At 67.7% G+C, this 21,657-nt stretch carries 20 protein-coding genes; 4 read left to right on the plus strand and 16 right to left on the minus strand.

Translation table 11 applies throughout. The features are described 5' to 3' along the window. Positions 1–175: 175 nt before the first annotated feature. From G369_RS0119935 to gnd, 3 genes are all read right to left on the minus strand, one after another. Positions 176–3,397 (minus strand): efflux RND transporter permease subunit, encoded by a 3,222-nt coding sequence (locus tag G369_RS0119935; RefSeq protein ID WP_019655793.1) that lies wholly within the window; start codon positions 3,395–3,397, stop codon positions 176–178. A 205-nt stretch (positions 3,398–3,602) separates the two neighbouring features. Next, positions 3,603–4,154, minus strand: a complete 552-nt coding sequence (locus G369_RS0119940; RefSeq protein WP_019655794.1) for a GNAT family N-acetyltransferase — start codon at positions 4,152–4,154, stop codon at positions 3,603–3,605. A 15-nt stretch (positions 4,155–4,169) separates the two neighbouring features. Further along, positions 4,170–5,594, minus strand: a complete 1,425-nt coding sequence (gene gnd, locus G369_RS0119945) for a decarboxylating NADP(+)-dependent phosphogluconate dehydrogenase (protein WP_019655795.1) — start codon at positions 5,592–5,594, stop codon at positions 4,170–4,172. A 160-nt stretch (positions 5,595–5,754) separates the two neighbouring features. Between gnd and G369_RS0119950 the strand changes: the two genes are divergently transcribed. Continuing rightward, positions 5,755–6,723 carry an AraC-like ligand-binding domain-containing protein gene (locus tag G369_RS0119950; protein ID WP_019655796.1) on the plus strand — a complete coding sequence of 323 codons (969 nt, stop codon included), beginning with the start codon at positions 5,755–5,757 and terminating at the stop codon, positions 6,721–6,723. Between the two features lie 100 nt (positions 6,724–6,823). Next, positions 6,824–7,552 carry an alpha/beta fold hydrolase gene (locus tag G369_RS0119955; RefSeq protein WP_019655797.1) on the plus strand — a complete coding sequence of 243 codons (729 nt, stop codon included), beginning with the start codon at positions 6,824–6,826 and terminating at the stop codon, positions 7,550–7,552. A gap of 10 nt (positions 7,553–7,562) precedes the next feature. Here the strand turns inward: G369_RS0119955 and G369_RS0119960 are convergent, their stop codons facing one another. The 10 genes from G369_RS0119960 to G369_RS0120005 form a co-directional block, all read right to left on the minus strand. Beyond that, positions 7,563–8,180 (minus strand): 3'-5' exonuclease, encoded by a 618-nt coding sequence (locus tag G369_RS0119960; protein WP_019655798.1) that lies wholly within the window; start codon positions 8,178–8,180, stop codon positions 7,563–7,565. After that, positions 8,177–8,617 (minus strand): TfoX/Sxy family protein, encoded by a 441-nt coding sequence (locus G369_RS0119965; protein WP_019655799.1) that lies wholly within the window; start codon positions 8,615–8,617, stop codon positions 8,177–8,179. The genes G369_RS0119960 and G369_RS0119965 overlap by 4 nt, the downstream gene beginning before the upstream one ends. A gap of 61 nt (positions 8,618–8,678) precedes the next feature. Then, positions 8,679–9,068, minus strand: coding sequence for a VOC family protein (locus tag G369_RS0119970; protein WP_019655800.1), 390 nt, complete (start codon positions 9,066–9,068; stop codon positions 8,679–8,681). Between the two features lie 38 nt (positions 9,069–9,106). Continuing rightward, positions 9,107–9,601: a GNAT family N-acetyltransferase gene (locus tag G369_RS0119975; protein WP_244164360.1), complete on the minus strand. Its 495-nt coding sequence runs from the start codon at positions 9,599–9,601 to the stop codon at positions 9,107–9,109. A gap of 58 nt (positions 9,602–9,659) precedes the next feature. Further along, a complete protein-coding gene (gene fghA / locus G369_RS0119980; RefSeq protein ID WP_019655802.1) occupies positions 9,660–10,538 on the minus strand; it encodes an S-formylglutathione hydrolase in 879 nt (292 codons plus the stop codon). Beyond that, positions 10,535–11,455 (minus strand): alpha/beta fold hydrolase, encoded by a 921-nt coding sequence (locus tag G369_RS0119985; protein WP_019655803.1) that lies wholly within the window; start codon positions 11,453–11,455, stop codon positions 10,535–10,537. The genes fghA and G369_RS0119985 overlap by 4 nt, the downstream gene beginning before the upstream one ends. A 238-nt stretch (positions 11,456–11,693) precedes the next feature. After that, positions 11,694–12,800, minus strand: coding sequence for an S-(hydroxymethyl)glutathione dehydrogenase/class III alcohol dehydrogenase (locus G369_RS0119990; RefSeq protein ID WP_019655804.1), 1,107 nt, complete (start codon positions 12,798–12,800; stop codon positions 11,694–11,696). Positions 12,801–12,839: 39 nt separating this feature from the next. Beyond that, on the minus strand, positions 12,840–13,493 hold the full coding sequence (locus tag G369_RS0119995; RefSeq protein WP_019655805.1) for a glutathione S-transferase family protein: 654 nt from the start codon (positions 13,491–13,493) through the stop codon (positions 12,840–12,842). Beyond that, positions 13,490–14,341 (minus strand): aromatic ring-hydroxylating oxygenase subunit alpha, encoded by an 852-nt coding sequence (locus G369_RS0120000; protein WP_019655806.1) that lies wholly within the window; start codon positions 14,339–14,341, stop codon positions 13,490–13,492. Before G369_RS0120000 ends, G369_RS0119995 begins: the two co-directional genes overlap by 4 nt. A gap of 14 nt (positions 14,342–14,355) precedes the next feature. After that, the gene (locus G369_RS0120005) at positions 14,356–15,030 is read right to left on the minus strand and encodes a Rieske 2Fe-2S domain-containing protein (protein WP_019655807.1); all 675 of its coding nucleotides are present in this window, start codon (positions 15,028–15,030) and stop codon (positions 14,356–14,358) included. A 111-nt stretch (positions 15,031–15,141) separates the two neighbouring features. Here G369_RS0120005 and G369_RS0120010 point away from each other — a divergent pair, with 111 nt between their 5' ends. Together G369_RS0120010 and aroQ are read left to right on the plus strand one after the other, a co-directional pair. Continuing rightward, positions 15,142–16,110, plus strand: a complete 969-nt coding sequence (locus G369_RS0120010) for a LysR family transcriptional regulator (RefSeq protein WP_019655808.1) — start codon at positions 15,142–15,144, stop codon at positions 16,108–16,110. A gap of 33 nt (positions 16,111–16,143) precedes the next feature. Beyond that, a complete protein-coding gene (gene aroQ / locus G369_RS0120015; RefSeq protein ID WP_019655809.1) occupies positions 16,144–16,584 on the plus strand; it encodes a type II 3-dehydroquinate dehydratase in 441 nt (146 codons plus the stop codon). 115 nt (positions 16,585–16,699) lie between these two features. On the opposite strand, the gene G369_RS0120020 is transcribed toward aroQ, so the two are convergent. The 3 genes from G369_RS0120020 to G369_RS0120030 all read right to left on the minus strand — a co-directional run bounded on the left by G369_RS0120020 (position 16,700) and on the right by G369_RS0120030 (position 21,610). Beyond that, entirely contained in the window at positions 16,700–18,253 is a 1,554-nt protein-coding gene (locus G369_RS0120020) for a SpoVR family protein (protein WP_019655810.1), read from the minus strand. Then, positions 18,250–19,542, minus strand: coding sequence for a YeaH/YhbH family protein (locus tag G369_RS0120025; RefSeq protein WP_019655811.1), 1,293 nt, complete (start codon positions 19,540–19,542; stop codon positions 18,250–18,252). Before G369_RS0120025 ends, G369_RS0120020 begins: the two co-directional genes overlap by 4 nt. Positions 19,543–19,687: 145 nt before the next feature. Next, positions 19,688–21,610, minus strand: a complete 1,923-nt coding sequence (locus G369_RS0120030) for a PrkA family serine protein kinase (protein WP_020723179.1) — start codon at positions 21,608–21,610, stop codon at positions 19,688–19,690. Positions 21,611–21,657: the final 47 nt, after the last annotated feature.

Raw genomic sequence — 21,657 nt, forward strand, 5'->3', positions numbered from 1 at the left:
AGTTCGGCGCCGGGCCGCTCCCAAGGCGAGCTGCGGCCCCCTCGGGGGGCAGCGAATACACGAAGTGAATGAGCGTGGGGGCCATCATCGGCGCCGGGCCGCTCCCAAGGCGAGCTGCGGCCCCCGCGGGGGGCAGCGAATACACGAAGTGAATGAGCGTGGGGGTCATCAGGTTTCAGTTCTCCTGAGGCGCGGGGCCTGCGAGGGGTTGATGCTGCGCCTCGCGCGCCGCACGGCGGTGCGCAAGCCGACTGTGCACGCCCGCGAACACGGCAGGCACGAAAAACAATGTCGACACCGTGGCGAAGACCAGGCCACCGATCACCGCGCGGCCCAGCGGCGCGTTCTGCTCGGCGCCTTCGCCCAGGCCCAGCGCCATCGGGATCATGCCGATGATCATCGCCAGCGCCGTCATCAGCACCGGCCGGATGCGGGTGGCGCCGGCTTCCAGTGCGGCCGACAGCGGCGGAATGCCCGCGGCCAGCCGCTCGCGCGCGAAGGACACCAGCAGGATGGAGTTGGCCGTGGCAACGCCCATCGTCATGATCGCGCCCGTGAGCGCCGGCACGCTCAGCGTGGTGCCGGTGATGAACAGCATCCATGCGATGCCCGCGAGCGCCGCAGGCAGGGCGGTGATGATGATGGCCGCGTCCAGCCACGACTGGAAGGTGACCACGATCAGCAGGTAGACCAGTACGATCGCCATCGCCAGCCCCACGCCCAGGCCGATGAACGACGACTGCATCGTCTGCACCTGCCCGCGGATGTCGACGCGGCTGCCGCGCGGCAGCGTGGGCCGCATCTCGTCGACCAGCTTCTGCACCTTCGAGGCCACGCTGGCGAGGTCGGTGCCCTGCACGCTCACGTAGACGTCGATCACCGGCGCGATGTTGTAGCGCGACATCACGGCCGGCTGGCGCGCGGCCTGCGCGTCGACCAGGTTGCCCAGCAGCTGCTGCGAGCCTCCGCCTGCCGCCGCCGGCGTGCCGCTGGCGCCCACCGGGATGTTGAGCAGCGAATCCAGCGAGTCGACCACGTACTGCGGCGACTGCACCGCGATGCTGTAGACCACGCCGTTGGCCGGGTTCAGCCAGAAGGCTGGCGCCGTCTGCGAGCTGCCCGACAGCGCGATGAGCACGTTCTGCCCCACGTTGGAGGCGGTCAGGCCGTACTGCTGCAGCCGCGTGCGGTCCATCTGCAGGCTCAGCGCGGGGCCGTCCAGGCGCTGGTGCACGTGGGCGTCGACCGCGCCGGGAATCTGGCGGATCGCCTTGGTCAACTCGGCCGCGCGCGCCGCGTTGCCGGCCATGTCGTTGCCGCTGAACTGCACGTCGATGGCCGCCGGCAGGCCGAAGTTCAGGATCTGCGTGACGATATCCGCCGGCTGGAAGAAGAACTCGATGCCCGGAAAGCGCTTGGGCAGCTCGGCCCGCAGCAGCGACACGAACTGTTCGGTGGGCCTGTGGCCTTCCTTCAGCGACAGCAGCAGCTCGCCGTCGAAGGTGCCGATGGTGCCGGCGTTGCTGTACGAGAGGTTGATGCCGCTGTTGGGCACGCCCAGGTTGTCGAGGATGGTCTCCAGCTGGTCGGGCGGCACCAGCTCGCGGATGGCGGCCTCCACCCGGTCGGTGAGGCGGGCGGTCTCCTCGATGCGCGTGCCGGTGGGCGCGCGCAGGTGCAGGCGGATCTGGCCGGCATCCACCGTCGGGAAGAAGTCACGGCCCAGCGCGGGGTAGAGCAGGCACGACAGCAGGCAGAAGCCGAGGAAGAGGCCGATGAAGCCGGCGCGCTTCGACAGCACCGCCGACAGCACCAGCGTGTAGGCGCGGCGCACGCGCTCGAAGCGGCGATCGAAGGCGCGGTACAGGCGCTGCAGGGCGCTCTGCTTCGCGCCCTCTACCTGTTGAGCCGGCTGCGCCGAATGCGAACCGCCCATCAGCAGCATCACCAGCGTCGGCACCAGCGTGCGCGACAGCAGGTAGGACGCGATCATGGCGAACACCACCGCCTCGGCCAGCGGCACGAACAGGAAGCGCGCCACGCCCGAGAGGAAGAACATCGGCACGAACACGATGCAGATGCACAGCGTGGATACGAACGCCGCCGAGCCGATCTCGCCCGCGCCGATCTCTATGGCCTCCTTCAGCGGCGTGCCCATGTGCAGGTGCCGCTCGATGTTCTCGATGGTCACGATCGCCTGGTCGACCAGGATGCCCACCGACAGCGCCAGGCCGCCCAGCGTCATGAGGTTGAGCGTCTCGCCCAGCGCGTAGAGCACCAGGATGGACGCCAGGATCGACAGCGGAATGGTCAGCCCGATGATGAGCGTGCTGCGCCAGTTGCCCAGGAAGATCAGCACCATCGCGGCCGTGAGGGCGGCCGCCAGGATGGCCTCGAACACCACGCCCTTGACGGCGGCCTTCACGAACACCGACTGGTCGAACAGCGGCGTGATCTTGATGTCTTCCGGCATCGTCTGGGCGGCGATGGGCAGCATCGCGCGGATGTTCGAGACGATGTCCAGCGTGGAGGCGCCGCCGTTCTTCAGCACCGACAGCAGCACGCCGCGCACGCCGTCCTGGCGCACCACGTTGGTCTGCGGGGAGAAGCCGTCGCGCACGTAGGCCACGTCGCGCAGGTAGGTGGTGGCGCCGTTCACCGTGCGGATCGGTAGGTCGTTCAGGCCCGCGATGGCATCGGGCGAGCCGTTCATCTTCACGTTGTATTCGGTGGCGCCGAACTTGGCCGTGCCCGAGGGAAGGATCAGGTTCTGCGTGTTCACCGCGTTCACCACGTCGGCCGGCGAGAGGCCGCGCGCCTGCAGCGCCTGGGTGTCGAGGTCGACCGAGATCAGCCGGTTCTTGCCGCCGTAGGGAAAGGGAATGGCAGCGCCCGGCACCGTGATGAGCTGCGGGCGCAGCTGGTTGACGGTGGCGTCGAAGAGGGAGTTCTCCGAGCGCGTGGGGCTCGACAGCGCCAGCTGGATCACCGGCACGCTGGAGGCCGAGTACTTGATGACCAGCGGCGGCGTGATGCCCGGCGGCAGCTGCCGCACCTGCGCCTGCATCGAGGCCACCACCTGCGAGATGGCCATCTCGATGTTGGCCGTGGGCTGGAAGAACACCTTGATGATGGCCACGCCCGCCAGCGACTGCGATTCGATGTGCTCGATGTCGCTCACCGTGGTGGTCAGCCCGCGCTCCACCTGGCCCGAGATGCGCTGGCCCATCTCCTGTGCCGGCAGGCCGGTGTAGTTCCAGATGATGCTGACCACCGGGATGTTGATCTCCGGGAAGATGTCGGTCGCCATTCGCGCCAGCACGAAGGGCGTGGCCAGCACGATCAGCATCGCCATGACGATGAATGTGTACGGACGACGCAATGCGAGCTGGACCATGGCGAAGGCTCTCTGCTTCCGGCGGAAAAAGGTTTTGCATCATAAGGAAGTAGATTTAGGTTTGCAGGCGCCTTCGAACGAGGTGTGGTGCTTTACCAAAAGGCTGCGTGCGTGCGTGCGTGCGTGCCGGCGGCGGCAGGCCACGGGCCGGCGCGCCGGGTGAAGGAAGAAGGGCGCAGCGGTTCGGCCGCCGGCCGGCCGAAGCTCAGGCGGCCGGGTCCAGGGCGAGCCGCAGCCGCGTCACGTTCGGGTTGCCCGGATCGCGCTGCACGCTGAAGCCCAGCTTGCGCGCCAGCGCCAGCATGGCGGTGTTGTCGTAGAGGGTGATGTCGGCGAGCTGTCTCACGCCGGCCGCCCTGGCGGCGTCGATCAGCTTGCGCATGAGCTTGGACGCCAGGCCATGGTGCTGCCATGCGTCGCCGATGACGATGGCGAATTCGGCGACCTGCGCCGTGCCGGGCGTGTCGCCGCGAACGTAGCGCGCCACGCCCATCTGCCGTTCGGCGCCGTCGACCACGGTCGTCGCGATCAGCGCCAGTTCCCGGTCGTAGTCGATGTGCGTCATGCGCCACAGCTCGTCGGGCTGCGGCGTTCGCGGCGAGAGCAGGCGCCGGTAGCCGGTTTCCTTCGAGAGGCCGTTCACGAAGGCGGTGTGCATCGCCAGATCCTCGGCTCGGATCGGGCGGATGCGCACCGGGGTGCCGTCGGGCAGTTGCCAGTCCTCGACCAGGTGGCTGGGGTAGTCGAGGGCCGGCATGGCATCACACGGGTTTCAACCGATCACTTCGGGCCAGTCGGTGTGGAAGAACTGGCCTTCGGGCTTGTCCACGCGTTCGTAGGTGTGGGCGCCGAAGAAGTCGCGCTGCGCCTGCAGCAGGTTCGCGGGAAGGCGCTCGGTGCGGTAGCTGTCGTAGTAGGCCAGCGAGGCGCTGAAGGCCGGCACCGGGATGCCGTTGCTCACGGCCAGCGCCACCACCTCGCGCCAGTTCTGCTGGGTGCGGTTGAGCAGGTCCTTGAAGAACGGGTCGAGCATCAGGTTGGCCAGCGCCGGGTCGGTGCGGAAGGCGTCGGTGATGCGGTTGAGGAAGCGCGCGCGGATGATGCAGCCGCCGCGCCAGATCGAGGCGATGCCGCCCAGGTCGAGGCCCCAGTTCTTCTTGTCGCCCATGGTCTTGATGAGGTCGAAGCCCTGCGTGTAGCTGATGACCTTCGAGGCGTAGAGCGCGTCGTGCACCTTGGCCACCAGCGCCTTCTTCTCGACCGACAGTTCGATCTTGGGCCCCTGCAGCTGCTTGCTGGCCGCCACGCGCGCCTTCTTCTGCGACGAGAGCACGCGCGCTTCCACGGCGGCGTTGATGGTGCTGATGACCACCGCGTTCTCGGCCGCGTTGATCAGCGTCCACTGGCCCGTGCCCTTCTGGCCGGCCTTGTCGAGGATGACGTCGACGATCGGCTTGCCCGTCTCCGGGTCTTTCTGCTCGAGCGCCTTGGCGGTGATCTGGATCAGGTAGCTCTGCAGCTCGCCCTCGTTCCATTCGTTGAAGATGGCGGCCATCTCGTCGGTGGTGAAGCCGGCCGCCTTGAACAGGCTGTAGGCCTCGCAGATGAGCTGCATGTCGCCGTACTCGATGCCGTTGTGCACCATCTTCACGTAGTGGCCCGCGCCGCCGGGGCCGATGTGGATCACGCAGGGCTCGCCGTCCACCTTGGCCGAGATGCTCTCGAAGATCGGCTTCATCACCTCCCAGGTGGAGAGCGGGCCGCCCGGCATGATCGACGGGCCCTTGCGCGCGCCTTCCTCGCCGCCCGACACGCCCGCACCGATGAAGCGCAGGCCCTTCGACGCGAGGTATGCGTCGCGGCGCTCGGTGTCGGTGTAGAGGCTGTTGCCGCCGTCGATGACGATGTCGTCCTTGTCCAGCAGGGGAATGAGCTGCTCGATCACCTGGTCGACCGGCGCGCCAGCCTTCACCATGATCTGGATCTTGCGCGGCCTCGCCAGGCTCTGCACGAACTCTTCCAGCGTCTTCGCGCCGACCAGCTTCTTGCCTGGGTTGGCGGCGATGAAGGCCTCGGTGGTGGCCTCGGTGCGGTTGTAGACGCTGACCTGGAAGCCGCGGCTTTCCACGTTCAGGACGAGGTTCTGGCCCATCACGGCCAGGCCGATCAGTCCGAAGTCGCTTTGCTTGTTGCTCATGGCCTGTGTTGTCCTTCCTTGGTGTGTGTGCGGGCGGGGCGGCGCCCGGCGCACCGGTTTGATTCGAGGGCCATTGTGCCGATGTGTCGCCCGCTGGGGCGTCGGAGGTGGTCTAAACCCGATTGGCAAGCGGGTCCGCCTTGGCTATGTTCATGCCCCCATGAGCCACGACGCCATCCACCGCTGGTCCACCGACGCCGTGCCGCCCCCGCAGCGGCTCGACTACTGGGTGGGCGCCGTCTGCGAGGGCTTCCTGGAGATGGACGTGACCAGCCCCGTGGCCGGCAGCTTCGGCGCCACGCTCGAATCGGCACCGCTGGGGCCCATCGTGGTCAACCAGGTGCGCGGCAGCGCGCAGGACGTCTACCGCACGCGCCGGGCCATCGCCCACAGCCGCAGCAACTACTTCTACCTGCTGTGCAAGGCCGATTCGGCCTGGGTGGCGGTGCAGGACGGCCGCTCGGCGCGGCTGCTCCCGGGCGACGCGGTGCTGGTCGATTCGCGCCGGCTCTACGAATTCCACCTGCTGCAGTCGGCCGACACCATCTCGATCGAGCTGCCGACCGCCTGGGTCGACTCGTGGATTCCCGATGCCGGCGACCAGGTGGCGCGGCGCATCGACGGGCAATCGGGCTGGGGCGGCGTGCTGAGCGGCTTCGTTCGGCAGCTGACGCCCGAGCTGGCGGCGAAGCCCCCGATGCCCGCCGAGCTGCTGAGCGACCAGCTCGGCAGCCTGCTGGCCCTGGCCACCGGCAGCGGCTGCGCGGATGCACCGGACAAGGGCAGGGCGGCGCTGCGCCGCCGCGTGCTCGACGCCACGCGCGAGCGGCACGCCGAGTGCGGGCTCACCGCGGCGAGCGTGGCGCGCGGGCTGGGCATTTCCGAACGCAGCCTGCACCGCTGCCTGGCCGCCGGCGAGGGCAGCGAGGAGGGCCCCACCACCTTCGCCGCCGCGCTCGCGGGTTTCCGCATGGCGGCCGCGCGCCGCATGCTGGCCGATGCACGTTTCGACCGTCTGGGCATCGCCCAAATCGGGTATCGCGTGGGACTGGCCGATGCCTCACACTTTGTTCGCCAATGCCGTGCGCACCTGGGCGCCACACCCGGCGAACTGCGGCGCCGGCGCTGAACTGGCGCGAACCGGCCATCCGCGTGGCAGGCATCGGCCATTCGCGGCATCGCCCCGTTCCTAAAGTCCCTCTGCATCGAAACAACGAAAGAGACTTCCCATGTCCGATACCTATGTCCTGGTCCACGGCGCGTGGCACACCGGCGCCGAGATCGAAGCCGTGGCCGACGGCGTGCGCGCGGCCGGCCACACCGTGTACTGCCCCACGCTGGCGGGCAACAACCCCGGCGACGACCGCTCCAGCACCGGCCTCGAAGACGCCATCGCCTCCGCCGTGCGCTACATCGAGGAAAAGGACCTCACGCAGGTGCGCCTCGTGGGCCACAGCTACGGCGGCATGGTGATCTCGGGCGTGGCCGACCGCATCGCGCACAGGCTCAAGCGGCTGGTCTACATCAACGCCTTCGTGCCGCTGGACGGCGAATCGCTCAACGACATGGTGCCGCCGCACTACGTGACGCTGTTCGACGCCGTCGCCGCGGGCAACGGCAATGCGGTGACGCTGCCCTTCGAGATCTGGCGCGAGGCCTTCATCAACGACGCCGACTTCGCGACCGCGCAGGCCGCCTACGAGAAGCTCAACCCCCATCCGTATCGCACCTTCACGGACAAGATCCGCCTGAGTCAGCCGCTGGCGGCGCTGGCGCTGGGCAAGTCGTACCTGAACTGCCAGCAGGACACCGCGATGCCGCACGGCCTGCCGTGGCATCCGCGCCTGTCGGAGCGGCTGGGCCTGTTCCGTCTGGTGGAGTGCCCGGGCAGCCACGAGATGTTCTTCTCGAACCCCAAGCGGCTGGCGCAGGCGATCATCGAGGCCGGGCGCGACTGAGCCCTCCGGATCAGCCGCCGCCGAAGAGCGCGTCGTACACCCGGATCGACGCCCAGGCGTCGTTCGCCGCATAGCGGACCTGTGCCTCGGTGAGTTGCCGGTTGGCCCAGTTCGAGGTGGTCGCCTTGCGCGACTTGACGAAGCGGCGGCCGAACACCAGCGCCACCGCCGCCTTCACGCCCACCGACCTGCGGTAGCCGCGGCGGCGGAACTCGTCGTCGATGTCGAACACGGCCTTCGGCTCGAGGTTCAGCCGGTTGCGGATCAGCGTGAGGTCGCCCGACAGGCCGAAGCCGACCTTGCGCAGCTCGGTCGAGGCGATCAGCGCGGCCACTACCGGGTTGCACTCGGTGCGGTGCAGCTGGAACAGCCAGGCCGCATCGCGCGTGGCGAACTGCACCACGTGCGGCCCGCCCGACACCTCGTTCTTCGCGAAGGTGGGTTTCGATTCGGTGTCGAAGCCCGCGATGCCGGCCGCCAGCAGCGTGGCGGCGGCGCGCTCCGCTTCCTGCAGCGTGGAGACGACCACGATGTTCGCCGTGGTCAGGCTTTCGAAGGGATCGAGCAGCGCGATCTGTTCGCGCTCGAGCAGGGGCGGGAGCGTGGGATGGGTGCGGCGCTCGTTCACCGGGAGGCCGCTTTCGCCGTCGGTTTCTTTTTCTTCACGGGGGCTTTCTTCGCTGCTGTCTTCTTGGCTGCGGCCTTCCTTGCAGCCGGCTTGCGGGGCTTTTTCGGCTTGGGTGGCTGGCCCGAGCGCAGCGCCGCCTCGTAGGCCAGCCGGCCCCAGCGCGCGGCCTCCTCGCGATCCTCGAAGAGGTCGGCCGGGGCGAGCCGGTAGGACATCGGCATCGCCTTGCCCTGGCGCATGTAGGTGAAGGGCTGCAGGTTCAGCCTGTCGAAGTGCACGGCGCTTTCCGCGTCGGACTTGAGGTAGAGCGTCTCGTCGGCGACCAGCGCGATCATCCGGCCCTCGTGCCAGACGCCGTGGCCGCCGAACATGCGCTTCGTCTCGATGCGGCCGAGGCGCTCGAAGACCTCGTGCAGGCTCTGGACGAACTCGCTCATCGGAGTACCTCCGTGCTTCGCACCATGGCGCGAACTTGCCTGGGACGGCCCGGCGCGGCGCTCATGCAGTGATCTCGATGCGGTTGCCGTCCGGGTCGAGCACCACGCTCTCGTAGTAGCCGTCGCCGGTGCGGCGCGGGCCGTCGAGCAGCGGGTAGCCGTCGGCCTTCAGGCGCTGCGTGAGCGCGTCCACGGCGGCGTCGGAGTCCACGCTGATCGCGAGGTGCGTCCAGCCCATGCGCTGGGCGCCGGGTTCGGCCGGCACGGGCGCGAGCGTGCTGGTGGTCATGGCCTCGATGCGCGCGCCGTCGCCCAGGCTCAGGAAGCAGGAGGCGAAGCCCTTGGCCGGGTTGACGTAGCCGGCGCCGGCGGTGGCGCCGAAGTAGTCGACGTAGAAGCGCTTGCAGCGTTCGAGATCGGTGGTCCAGAGTGCGATGTGGTCGATGCGCATGGTGCTGCGAGGAATGAGAGAGGGGCCGAGGCCTGTCGTCAGCCGATGCGCCACGGCGGGCGCGAGGGCGACCAATGGTAGGCGATGCGTTCGCGGCCGCTGGTGGGGTGGCGGTCGGCCGCGCCACGCTCCAGCCCGTAGCGTTCATAGAAGCGCTGGGCCGATGTGTTGGTGGCCGCCACGTGCAGCCGCCAGCCGCTGGGAATGCGCACGCAGGCTTCGTCGAGCAGCGCCTTGCCCAGGCCCTGGTTGCGCAGGTGGGGCTCGACGAAGAGCTGGGCCACGTACTCGCGTCGCGCCAGCAGCACCATGAAGGCCAGCACCTGGCCTTCGCGCTCGGCCACCACCACTTCGGCAGGCGGGCCGAACTCGGTGTGCACGCGATGCAGCCAGTGGGCGATGGGCTCGACGTGCGCGACGTCGCGGTTGGCCGCGATCCATGCGCGGCGCCAGATGCCTGCCAGCACCATGTTCTCCTCGGCGCCGCCTTTGCGCGACCGCAGGTGGAAAGCCGGAATCTGGGCGGCGGACATGATGCGTTTCATCATACGGCGCGGTGGCGCCGCGGTCGATGAGGCGGCCTGCGAACGCTCAGGCGCGCAAGGTCTGCGCGTGGTGGGCGATGTGGTCGGCCATGAAGCTCTGGATGAAGTAGTAGCCGTGGTCGTAGCCCGCGTGGCGGCGCAGCGTGAGCGGCTGGCCGGCGGCGAAGCAGGCGGCCTCGAAGATCTCGGGGTGCAGCTGCTCGGCCAGGAATTTGTCGTCCAGCCCCTGGTCGATGAGGATGCCCTGCGGGTAGGGCGCCGTGACCTGCGACTTCATGAGCGCGCTGGCATCGTGCGCCAGCCACTGCGCGCGGTCGGCGCCGGGCTCGCCCAGGTAGCCCGCGAAGGCCTTCTCGCCCCATGGGCACTGGGTGGGCGCGCAGATCGGCGCGAAGGCCGACAGCGACCTGAAGCGCCCCGGATGCCGCAGCGCCAGCGTCAGCGCCCCGTGGCCGCCCATCGAGTGGCCGAAGATGCCGATGCGCTCGCCGTCGATCGGACAGTGCCGGGCCACCAGCGGCAGCAGCTCCTGCACGATCCAGCTTTCCATGCGCCAGTGCGTGGCCCACGGTTCGGCCAGCGCGTCGAGATAGAAGCCGGCGCCGATGCCGAAGTCCCAGTTGTCCTTGGCGCCCGGGATGCCTTCCACTTCCGGGCCGCGCGGGCTGGTGTCGGGTGCGATCAGCGCGATGCCCAGGCTGGCCGCCATGCGCTGCGCGCCGGCCTTGATGGCGAAGGTCTCCTCGTTGCAGGTCAGGCCCGCGAGGTAGAGCAGGGCCGGCACGCGCTCGTGCGCGGCCTGCGGCGGCAGGTAGACCGAGAAGCGCATCGGCAGGCCGATCTCGAGCGAACGGTGCTCGACGAAGCGCTGCAGGCCGCCGAAGGCGCGGTGCTCGGAGAGCAGCTTGGGGGTGTTGTCGGTCATTGAGGTTTCTTGTCGTTGGCGCGCAGCGCCGGCACGAGCTCGAGCACGGCGTCGGCGAAGGTGCGGGGCGCTTCCTGCGGCAGGTTGTGGCCGGCGCCCGGCACGAGCCGGTGCGAGCGCGGGCCGCCGAAGCGGTGGGCGTGGGCGGAGGCATCGGCCGGCGGGCGCACGCCGTCGTCGATGCCGTCGAAGGTGATGGCGGGCGCGGTGATCGTGGGCTGGGCCGCGAGGCGGCGCTCGATGTCGGCGTACGCCGGATCGCCCGGCACCAGGCCGAAGCGATGCCGGTACGACTGGATCACCACGTCCACGAAGTCGGGATGGTCGAAGGCGGCGGCGCTGCGCTCGAAGGTGGCGTCGTCGAACTTCCAGGTGGGCGACCAGAGCTTCCACAGCAGCTTCGTGAACGCCCTGCGGTCCTTCTGCAGGCCGGCGCGCCCGCGCTCGCTGTGGAAGTAGTACTGGTACCAGAGGCTGTGCTCATTCTCGGGCGTGTCGGGCTCCATCGCCTTGGCGATGTTCTGGATGTTGTAGCTGTTGAGGGACACCAGCCCCGCGCAGCGCTCGGGCCACAGCGCCGCGACCACGCAGGCCGCACGGCCGCCCCAGTCGTAGCCGGCGAGCACGGCGCGCTCGATCTCCAGCGCGTCGAGCAGCGCAAGCAGGTCGGCGCCCAGCGCAGCCTGCTCGCCCGAGCGCGGTGTCGCCTCGCTCAGGAAGCGCGTGGGACCGTAGCCGCGCAGGTACGGCACGATCACCCGGCAGCCCGCGTCGGCCAGCATCGACGCGACCTCGGCATAGGTGTGGATGTCGTACGGGAAGCCGTGCATCAGCAGCACAGGCGGACCGTCGGCGGGGCCGGCTTCGTAGTAGGCCACCTCGAGGACGCCCGCCTCGATCCTGCGCAGGGGTTCCATTCTTTCCGTCACGAGATCATCTCCAGTGAATGAGTAGATGCCTTTGCCAGGAACACCGCGGAACCGGCTTCGCCGGGCCGCAGGTGTTGCCCCCTGCAGGGGGTTGGCGCAGCGACACGAAGTGCGCGAAGCCTGGGGGTGAGCCCGAGGCTACCGCGGAACCGGCTTTGCCGGGCCGCAGGTGTCGCCCCCTGCAAGGGGGTTGGCGCAGCGACACGAAGTGCGCGAAGCCTGGGGGTTAGTAGATCACCACGCCGCGGATCGACTCGCCGCGCTTCATGAGGTCGAAGCCGTCGTTGATCTTCTCCAGCGGCATGGTGTGCGTGATCAGGCTGTCGATGTCGATCTTTCCTTCCATGTACCAGTCGACGATCTTCGGCACGTCGGTGCGCCCGCGCGCGCCGCCGAAGGCCGAGCCTTCCCACTTGCGGCCGGTGACCAGCTGGAACGGGCGGGTGCTGATCTCGGCGCCCGCCTCGGCCACGCCGATGATGATGCTGCGGCCCCAGCCCTTGTGCGTGCACTCCAGCGCCTGGCGCATCACCTTGGTGTTGCCGATGCACTCGAAGCTGTAGTCCGCGCCGCCGTCGGTCAGCTGCACGATCGCGTCGACGATGTTCTCGTGGTCCTTCGGGTTCAGGAAGTGCGTCATGCCGAACTTGCGCGCCATCTCCTCGCGAGCGGGGTTCAGGTCGATGCCGATGATCTTGTCGGCGCCCACCATCTTGGCGCCCTGGATCACGTTCAGGCCGATGCCGCCGAGGCCGAACACCACCACGTTGGCGCCGGCTTCCACCTTGGCGGTGAAGATCACCGCGCCGATGCCGGTGGTCACGCCGCAGCCGATGTAGCAGACCTTGTCGAAGGGTGCGTCCTCGCGGATCTTGGCCAGCGAGATCTCGGGCGCGACGGTGTAGTTGCTGAAGGTGCTGGTGCCCATGTAGTGGGCGATGGGCTTGCCGTCGAGGCTGAAGCGGCTGGTGCCGTCGGGCATCAGGCCCTTGCCCTGCGTGCCGCGGATGAGCTGGCACAGGTTGGTCTTGCGGCTCAGGCAGAACTTGCACTGGCGGCATTCGGGCGTGTACAGCGGAATGACGTGGTCGCCCTTCTTCAGGGTGGTGACGCCGGGGCCGACGTCCACCACGATGCCTGCGCCCTCATGGCCCAGGATGGCGGGGAAGATGCCCTCGGGGTCGGCGCCCGAGAGGGTGTAGTAGTCGGTGTGGCAGATGCCGGTGGCCTTGATCTCGACGAGCACTTCGCCGAATTTCGGGCCTTCGAGGTCCACGGTTTCGATAGTGAGCGGGGCGCCGGATTTCCAGGCGACGGCGGCTTTGGTCTTCATGATGTTCGATCTCGGAAGCGGGGGGATGGAAGAGGATTCTCAGGCAGGGCCAGCGGGGAAGATACCCGACATGCCGATGAACCCGGGCAGGTGGCGGAAATCCCAGACCCAGTTTCGCAACGCGGGAAACTCGTCGAGCGAGATGCCGCCTTCGCCCGCGAGCGCCACGTAGGGAAAGCAGGCGAGGTCGGCAATGGTCGCATCGGGCGCCGACGCGAGCCAGTGCAGGCCTTCGGTGGCGCGTTCGGCGAGGTGGTCGTCCAGCACGCGGAACACGGCGCGCGCGCCCGCGCGGCAGGCATCGATGTCGAGGTGGTGATAGCCCAGGGCGTCGTGCAGCCGCGCGGCCGAGGCGGTGCGGGTGATCTCGTCGGCGGTGGCGAGCCACTGGGCGACTTCGCCGCGCAGGCTCGGCTTGTCGGGATACCAGCGGCCTCCTGCGTCGTAGCGGCTCGCGAGATAGACCAGGATGGCCTGCGCGTCGCGCAGCATGAAGCCGGCGTCGTCGATCACCGGCAGCTGGCCCAGCGGATTGACGTCGGCGAGGAACGCGGCCGACTTGTGCTCGCGGCCGGGAAAGAAATCGACTGGCACCGTCTGGTACGCCATGCCCAGCCAGGCCAGCATCTGCCGGACCTTGAAGCAGTTGCCCGAGAGCGGGTAGTCGTAGAGCTTCAGCGTCGCCGTCGTCATGCCGCGGCCCTCACGCCGAAGCGCATGCCGCGCTCGCGCAGCCATCGCCGGTAGGTGACGGAGGAGGTGTCGCCGCGTGTGGGCGTCTCGGCGCGGCCTTCGAGCGGCATGCGCTTGAAGGCGTGGTTCTCCAGGATGGGCTTGTCCTGCCCGAAGATGGTGTGCTGGAAGGCGATGAGCTCGGCGTCGGTGGAGTGGTCGTCGTAGCAGGCCAGCAGGGTGTGGGCGATCACGTGTTCCTCGTCGACGGGCTGCAGGAAGATGCCGATCGCATCGAGCTCCCCCGCGCGGAAGCTGCTCTTGTAGAGCATGGCCGAGAAGGGCTGCATCACGCGGTACTTGTAGATGACCTCGCTGCCCGAAGAATCGTGGGCGGCCGAGGCGCGCGGCTGCCAGAAGCGGCAGTCGGTGGCCCAGATCTCGCCGGTGGCCGGTTCCACCTGCACCTGGTACTGCGCCACCTCGGTGTGCGGCACCTTGCCGAGGTAGTCGGCATGAACGAACGGAAAGTGCGCCATGTCCAGGAAATTCTCGATCACGCGCAGGCCCGACACCGCCACGCCGATGCCGCCGCAGTCGACGCGGCGGCGGCCCGGTTCGTCGTATTCGGGAAAGTCGAAGAGCGGACGGGCCGGGCGGCCGCTGGGGCACACCCAGAGATAGCCGTAGCGTCGCTGCACGGCGAGCGGCATCTCGCCGAGGCTGCAGCTTGGCGTGCCGTCGGCGCCGGTCGACAACTGCACGGTCTCGCCGAGCAGGCGGGTGGTGCGCGAGGCCGATGGCGCCGGCGCGGGGCCGACGACCAGCCAGTCGTCGAGCATGTTGGGATCGTCGGTGGCGAAGGGCATGGATCTCTCTTTCTTCAGCCGCGGGGCAGGGCTTCGATGTCGGTGCGCAACTGGCGGGCTGCTGCGTGCAGGGCCTTCATGGCGGCCGAGCCGGGCGCCGCCTCGGTCCACAGGTGGAAGAAGGCGAGGCCGGGCTGGGCGTCGAGGACGAGCGCGAGGGTTTCCGCGCCGCCGAGCCGGCCGCGCCAGCCTGGCGAGGAGGCCGCCATGCCGTACTGCACGAGCGCCGCCCGCGCAGTGGCGGCGGGCGCGCGCACGGTCAGCGTGCGGCAGAAATGCCAGCCGCCAGGGACGGCATCGCGCAGTTCGTCTGGAACCGGGGGAGCCTCGGGCGAAAGGTTCACCCACAGCATCCCGGCCGCCTCCGCCGTGCCGAAGGTCTTCGCGCAGACGTTGCGCGGCGCCTGCATGGCGGGGTGCGCCGGAATGCTGGTGCACTGTCCGCTGCCCGCCTGGTATTGCCAGCCGTGGTACGCGCAGGCCAGTCGGTTGTCGACGACCTGCCCGAGCGTGAAGCGCACGCTGCGGTGGGGGCAGCGGTTCTCCCAGGCCTGGGCGGTGCCGTCGGCCGCGCGCCAGAGGGCGAGTTCCTGGCCTTCGGCGAAGCCGGCGACGATGTTGGCGCCCGGGCGCAGGTCGGCCGAGCGCGCGACGGGGTGCCACGCGGCCGTGTCTTGTGGAGTGTTCATGGATGGATCGTGGGGAGCGAACTGTTCGCCGGTGATACCGTACCGTTTCCGCCGCACCGATGAAAGTCACATGAAGAGACGCTGCTTTTCATTCCTGCAACGCTGGGCCGCATGAGCCGCATCGATCTCGCCCTGGTCGAGGCTTTCGTGCTGATCGCCCGCAGCGGCAGCCTGACGAAGGCGGAGGGCCTCTCCGGCGTCTCCAAGGCCACCCTGAGCCGGCAGCTCACGCGCCTGGAGGAGCTGCTGGGCGCGCAGCTGCTGCTGCGCAGCCCGCGCCGCATCTCGCTCACCGAGGCCGGGCACGCCTTTCTCGCACGCGGCGAAGGGCTGCTCGACGAGGTGAAGGGCCGGCTCGAGGAGGCCAGCACCGAGATCCATGCGCTGACGACGGGCGTGTCGGGCAGCCTCTCGCTGCTGTCGGACACGCAGTTCAGCACCTCCTTCGTCTGCCACGTGGTCAAGTTGTTCCTGGAGGCGCATCCGGACGTGCGCTGCCACCTCGACGTGGCCAACGGCTTCCACGCGCCGCGCATCGCCGACGTCGATTGCTACGTGTGCTCCGAGCCGCCCGATGCGCCGAACCTCGTGGCGCGGTTGCTGGGGCGGCTGAACTACGGGCTGTACGCGAGTCCTCAGTACCTCGCGCGGCACGGCATGCCGTCGTCGCCCGACGAACTGGCGGCGCACCAGTCCATCGTGATGAAGGAATCGGCCGGGCGCTCGCAGGTGCTGCTGGTCTCGGGCGCGGCCAGCTTCGCCTTCAGGCCCGAGCCGGCCTTCGAAACCAACGACCACTGGGTGATGAAGACCTTCTGCATCGACGGCCTGGGCATCGCGCTGCTGCCGGCCTTCTTCGTGCGGCCCGAGCTGGAGCAGGGCGTACTCGCGCCGGTGCTGCCGCAGTGGCAGCCGGAGCCGCGGCGCATCTACTGCGCCTACCAGCGGCAGCGCTACATGGGGCAGAAGCTGCGCTCCTTCGTCGAGCTGATGGCGCGCTGCGTGGTCGACATCGATTCGTACAACTACTACGTCGGCTCGACCGCCGCGCGCGGGCGCAGGACGGCCGCGAGAACATAATCGGCGTCCGTTTGCCAGATTCCGTCAACCATCATGAAGAAGATCCTCGTCCTCAACGGCCCCAACCTCAACCTGCTCGGCACGCGCGAGCCCGAACAGTACGGACGCGACACGCTGGCCGACGTCGAGCGCCTGTGCAAGGAAACGGGTGCGAAGCACGGCGTGGAGATCGAATGCCGCCAGTCGAACCACGAAGGCGTGCTGATCGACTGGATCCAGGAGGCCGGCCGCGAGGTTGCGGCAGGCAACATGATCGGCGTGGTGATGAACCCCGGCGCCTACACCCACACCTCGATCGCGCTGCACGACGCCATCAAGGGCGCGAGCGTGCCGCTGATCGAACTGCACATCTCGAACGTGCATGCGCGCGAGGAATTCCGCCACCACTCGTACATCTCGCCCGCAGCCAAGGGCATCATCGTGGGGCTCGGCGTGAAGGGCTACACCCTCGCTATTGCGGCGTTGGTCTCCTGAACGCGAATTTTTCGTGGAACACCGCGGAACCGGCTTTGCCGGGCCGCGGTTGTTGCTGCCCCCTGCAAGGGGGAAGGCGCGCGCGACACGAAGTGCGCGAAGCCTGGGGGTTGGCCTAATACAGCTGCTTCGGCGCCGAGGCCTTCCAGCTGCGGCTGATGCGGCCCTGGCTGTCGATGCTCTCCAGATGCACGTCGAAGCCCCAGAGCCGCGCGACGTGCTTGAGCACCTCTTCGGCCGTGTCGTGCAGCGGCAGGTTGTTGCGCTGCGTGTGCCGAAGCGTCAGCGAGCGGTCGCCGCGCATGGCCACGTTCCATACCTGGATGTCCGGCTCGCGGCTGCCCATGTCGTACTGGCGTGACAGCGACTCGCGCAGCGCGTGGTAGCCGCTGTCGTCGTGGATGGCGGACACCTCCAGCTCCGATTCGCTCTGGAAGTCGCGGATCGCGAAGAGACGGAAGTCGCGCATCGTCTTCGGGCTCAGGAACTGGCCGATGAAGCTCTCGTCCTTGAAGTTGCGCATCGCATAGTCGAGCGTGCGCAGCCAGTCGGTGCCTGCGAAATCGGGGAACCAGCGGCGGTCTTCCTCCGTCGGCTTCTCGCAGATGCGGCGCAGGTCGGTGTACATCGCGAAGCCCAGCGCATAGGGATTGATGCCGCTGTAGGCGCGGTGGCCCACCGGCGGCTGGAAGATCACGCCCGTGTGCGAACTCAGCCATTCCATCATGAAGCCGTCGGCGAGCTGGCCGCGGTCGTACATGGTGTTGAGCAGCGTGTAGTGCCAGAAGGTGGCCCAGCCCTCGTTCATGACCTGGGTCTGGCGCTGCGGGTAGAAGTACTGCGCGATCTTGCGCACGATGCGCACCACCTCGCGCTGCCACGGCTCCAGCAGCGCGGCGTTCTTCTCGATGAAGTAGAGCAGGTTCTCCTGTGGCTCCGCCGGGAAGCGCCTGGCGGCATCGGCCTCGGCCGCCTGCTCGCTCCTGCGCGGCAGCGTGCGCCAGAGGTCGTTCACCTGCTGCTGCATGTGGCGCTCGCGCTCGGCGCGCTGGGCGGCCTCCTGCGCCAGCGAACGCTTCTGCGGACGGCGATAGCGGTCGACGCCGTAGTTCATCAGCGCATGGCAGGAATCGAGCAGCTCCTCGACTGCATCGAGGCCGTGGCGCTCCTCGCACTCGGCGATGTAGTGCCGCGCGTAGACAAGGTAGTCGATGATGGACGAGGCGTCCGTCCACATCCGGAACAGGTAGTTGCCCTTGAAGAAGCTGTTGTGTCCGTAGGCCGCGTGGGCGATCACCAGGGCCTGCATGGCCATGGTGTTCTCCTCCATCAGGTAGGCGATGCACGGATCGGAGTTGATGACGATCTCGTAGGCCAGGCCCATGTGCCCGCGGCGGTAGTTCTTCTCGGTGGCGATGAACTGCTTCCCGTACGACCAGTGGCGGTAGATCATGGGCATGCCCACGCTGGCGTAGGCATCCATCATCTGCTCGGCGGTGATGATCTCGAGCTGGTTCGCGTACACGTCCAGGCCGTAGCTCCGGGCGGTCTTCGCGATCTCGGAGTGGTAGGTCTCGATCAGCTCGAAGGTCCAGTCCGAAGGGCTGGGCAGGCGCTCCAGCCGCGGCAGGCTGGTGGCCGGAGGAGGGGCGGAGATGGTGTTGTTCATGACGTCACACCTTCCTTCTTGAACAGGTCGCGGAAGACCGGGTAGATGTCCTGCGCCTCGGACACCTTGCGCATGGCGAAGTTGGGCTCCACGCCCTCGAGCTGCTGGTATTCCTGCCACAGGTTCTGTTCGGTCTCGGCAACCTGCACGTAGGCGTAGTAGCGCACCGCCGGCAGGATGTTCTCGACCAGCAGCTCGCGGCAGCGGCCGCTGTCCTGGTGCCAGTTGTCGCCGTCGCTGGCCTGCGCGCCGTAGACGTTCCATTCGCCGCTGGGGTAGCGCGCCTTGATGATCTCGTCCATCAGCACCAGCGCACTCGATACGACCGTGCCGCCGGTCTCGGTGGCATGGAAGAACTCCTCCTCGCTCACCTCCTGTGCCTGGGTGTGGTGGCGCAGGAAGACCAGGTCGATCTTCTCGTAGTGCCGCGTGAGGAACATGTACAGCAGCATGAAGAAGCGCTTGGCCATGTCCTTGCGCGCCTCGTCCATCGAGCCCGACACGTCCATCAGGCAGAACATCACCGCCTTGGCGCTGGGCACGGGCGTCTTCACGCGGTTGCGGTAGCGCAGGTCGATGGGATCGATGTAGGGCACGTGCCGCATGGAGCGCCGCACTTCGGCGATGCGCTCTTCGGTCTCGCGGATCTCCTTCTGGATGAAGGGCTGGTCGGCCTGAGGATGCCGCTGCAGGCTCTCGAGGTGCGCCTCCAGGCGCTTGAGTTCCTTGCGCGGCTCTCCGCCCAGCGCGATGCGGCGGGCGAGGGCCCCGCGCATCGAGCGCACCACGTGCAGGTTGTTGGGGGAGCCGTCGCTGGTGAAGCCGGCGCGGTGGCTCTTCCATTCCGGCACGTCGGCGATCTGCGTGCGGATGAGGTGCGGCAGCGCGAGGTCGTCGAAGAAGACGCGCATGAATTCCTCGCGCGTGAGGCGGAAGACGAAGTCGTCCTCGCCTTCTCCGCTGTCGCTGGCCTCTCCGCTGCCGGAGCCGCTTCCACCGCCGCCTTCGGGCCGCTTGATGCGGTCGCCCTTGAGGTACTCCTGGTTGCCGGGATGCACGTACTCGCGGTCACCACCGCGAGCGTGGCCGAACACGGGCTCGGACACGTCGTGGCGCGGCAGCGTCACATCTTCGCCCTGCTCCAACTCGCGAATGTTGCGGCCGCTGACGGCGCGCCTCACCGCCTCCTGGATCTGCCCCTTGTAGCGCCTGAGGAAGCGCTCACGGTTGCCGATGGACTTGTTCTTGCCCGACAGGCGGCGGTCGATGATCTGCTGCAGGATGGCCACGATGTGTCTGCTCCCTTAGTGACGGATCAGGCCGCGTCCCTTCGTGAAACGCCGCGGAACCGGCCCTGCCGGGCCGCTGGCGTTGCCCCCTGCAAGGGGGGTGGAGAAGCGACACGAAGTGCGCGGAGCCTGGGGGTGTGCCATATCACGAGCTCTTGCGCACACGCAGATACCACTCGCAGAGCAGGCGCACCTGCTTCGACGTATAGCCCTTCTCGACCATGCGGGTCACGAAGTCCTCGTGCTTCTTCTGCTCGTCGGCGCTGCTCTTGGTGTTGAAGCTGATCACCGGCAACAGTTCCTCGGTGTTGGAGAACATCTTCTTTTCGATCACCGAGCGCAGCTTCTCGTAGCTGGTCCACGCCGGGTTGCGTCCAGCGTTTCCGGCCCGAGCGCGCAGCACGAAGTTGACGATCTCGTTGCGGAAGTCCTTCGGGTTGCCGATGCCGGCGGGCCGCTCGATCTTCTCGAGTTCGGCGTTGAGCGAGGCGCGGTCGAAGACTTCGCCGGTGTCCACGTCGCGGAACTCCTGATCCTGGATCCAGTAGTCGGCGTAGGTGACGTAGCGGTCGAAGATGTTCTGGCCGTACTCGCTGTAGCTCTCTAGGTAGGCGGTCTGGATCTCCTTGCCGATGAACTCGGCGTACCGCGGCGCCAGCAGTTCCTTGATGTAGCTGATGTACTTCTGCTCGACTTCCGGCTGGAACTGCTCGCGCTCGATCTGCTGCTCGAGCACGTACATCAGGTGCACCGGGTTGGCGGCGACCTCGGAGCTGTCGAAGTTGAAGACCTTGGAGATGATCTTGAAGGCGAAGCGCGTCGAAACGCCGCTCATGCCCTCGTCGACGCCCGCGTAGTCGCGGTACTCCTGGATCGACTTCGCCTTCGGGTCGGTGTCCTTGAGGTTCTCGCCGTCGTAGACCTGCATCTTGCTGAAGGTGCTGGAGTTCTCGGGCTCCTTCAGGCGCGTGAGCACCGAGAGCTGGGCCATCATGCGCAACGTTCCCGGGGCGCAGGGGGCGTGGGCCAGCGAGGAATTGCGCACCAGCTTCTCGTAGATCTTGATCTCCTCCGAGACGCGCAGGCAGTAGGGCACCTTGACGATGTAGATCCGGTCGAGGAAAGCCTCGTTGTTCTTGTTGTTGCGGAAGGCCTTCCACTCGCTCTCGTTGCTGTGGGCGAGCACGATGCCGTCGAAGGGGATGGCGCCGAAGCCCTCCGTGCCCTTGAAGTTGCCTTCCTGCGTGGCGGTCAGCAGGGGGTGCAGCACCTTGATCGGCGCCTTGAACATTTCCACGAACTCCAGCAGGCCCTGGTTGGCCAGGCACAAGCCGCCGGAGTAGGAGTAGGCGTCGGGGTCGTCCTGGGCGTAGGTTTCGAGCTTGCGGATGTCGACCTTGCCGACCAGCGAGGAGATGTCCTGGTTGTTCTCGTCGCCCGGTTCGGTCTTGGCGACCGCGATCTGCCGCAGTACAGACGGATAGCGCTTGACGACCTTGAACTGGCGGATGTCGCCGCCGTACTCCTCGAGCCGCTTGACGGCCCAGGGAGAAAGAATTCGATTCAGGTAGCGGCTCGGGATGCCGTATTCCTTTTCAAGGATCTCGCCGTCCTCGACCGCATCGAAGAGGCCCAGCGGCGATTCGTTGACCGGCGAACCCTGGATGGCGTAGAAGGGAACGTGCTCCATGAGCTGCTTCAGGCGTTCCGCGATCGAACTCTTGCCGCCGCCCACCGGGCCCAGCAGGTAAAGGATCTGCTTCTTTTCCTCCAGCCCCTGGGCTGCATGGCGGAAATAGGACACCACCTGCTCTATGGCGTCTTCCATGCCATAGAACTCCTTGAATGCCGGATAGATCTTGATGACCTTGTTCGCGAAGATCCGCGACAGGCGGGGGTCGTTGCGGGTGTCGACCAGCTGAGGCTCGCCGATGGCCTTGAGCATGCGCTCGGAGGCAGTGGCATAGGCCATGGGATCCCGCTTGCAGATGTCCAGGTAATCCTGCAGCGAGATGACTTCCTCGCGGGTTCGCTCGTAGCGGGCGGCAAAGTTGCTGATCACATCCATGGTCACGCCTCCTTCAGGTCGTTGGGCTTTTGGCCCGATAGCGTGCA

Source organism: Variovorax atrisoli 110B (assembly GCF_000382045.1).
GTDB lineage: Bacteria > Pseudomonadota > Gammaproteobacteria > Burkholderiales > Burkholderiaceae_C > Variovorax > Variovorax atrisoli.

Excerpts from the sequence above, each read along its gene's own strand:
- G369_RS0119985 (WP_019655803.1), bottom strand. The coding sequence starts at position 11,455 with ATGGAACCCCTGCGCAGGATCGAGGCGGGCGTCCTCGAGGTGGCCTAC.
- G369_RS0119995 (WP_019655805.1), bottom strand. The coding sequence starts at position 13,493 with ATGACGACGGCGACGCTGAAGCTCTACGACTACCCGCTCTCGGGCAAC.
- G369_RS0119955 (WP_019655797.1), top strand. The coding sequence starts at position 6,824 with ATGTCCGATACCTATGTCCTGGTCCACGGCGCGTGGCACACCGGCGCC.
- G369_RS0120000 (WP_019655806.1), bottom strand. The coding sequence starts at position 14,341 with ATGCCCTTCGCCACCGACGATCCCAACATGCTCGACGACTGGCTGGTC.
- fghA (WP_019655802.1), bottom strand. The coding sequence starts at position 10,538 with ATGACCGACAACACCCCCAAGCTGCTCTCCGAGCACCGCGCCTTCGGC.
- G369_RS0119935 (WP_019655793.1), bottom strand. The coding sequence starts at position 3,397 with ATGGTCCAGCTCGCATTGCGTCGTCCGTACACATTCATCGTCATGGCG.
- G369_RS0120005 (WP_019655807.1), bottom strand. The coding sequence starts at position 15,030 with ATGAACACTCCACAAGACACGGCCGCGTGGCACCCCGTCGCGCGCTCG.
- G369_RS0119940 (WP_019655794.1), bottom strand. The coding sequence starts at position 4,154 with ATGCCGGCCCTCGACTACCCCAGCCACCTGGTCGAGGACTGGCAACTG.
- G369_RS0119975 (WP_244164360.1), bottom strand. The coding sequence starts at position 9,601 with ATGTCCGCCGCCCAGATTCCGGCTTTCCACCTGCGGTCGCGCAAAGGC.
- gnd (WP_019655795.1), bottom strand. The coding sequence starts at position 5,594 with ATGAGCAACAAGCAAAGCGACTTCGGACTGATCGGCCTGGCCGTGATG.
- G369_RS0119970 (WP_019655800.1), bottom strand. The coding sequence starts at position 9,068 with ATGCGCATCGACCACATCGCACTCTGGACCACCGATCTCGAACGCTGC.
- G369_RS0119965 (WP_019655799.1), bottom strand. The coding sequence starts at position 8,617 with ATGAGCGAGTTCGTCCAGAGCCTGCACGAGGTCTTCGAGCGCCTCGGC.
- G369_RS0119950 (WP_019655796.1), top strand. The coding sequence starts at position 5,755 with ATGAGCCACGACGCCATCCACCGCTGGTCCACCGACGCCGTGCCGCCC.
- G369_RS0120010 (WP_019655808.1), top strand. The coding sequence starts at position 15,142 with ATGAGCCGCATCGATCTCGCCCTGGTCGAGGCTTTCGTGCTGATCGCC.
- aroQ (WP_019655809.1), top strand. The coding sequence starts at position 16,144 with ATGAAGAAGATCCTCGTCCTCAACGGCCCCAACCTCAACCTGCTCGGC.
- G369_RS0119990 (WP_019655804.1), bottom strand. The coding sequence starts at position 12,800 with ATGAAGACCAAAGCCGCCGTCGCCTGGAAATCCGGCGCCCCGCTCACT.
- G369_RS0120020 (WP_019655810.1), bottom strand. The coding sequence starts at position 18,253 with ATGAACAACACCATCTCCGCCCCTCCTCCGGCCACCAGCCTGCCGCGG.
- G369_RS0120030 (WP_020723179.1), bottom strand. The coding sequence starts at position 21,610 with ATGGATGTGATCAGCAACTTTGCCGCCCGCTACGAGCGAACCCGCGAG.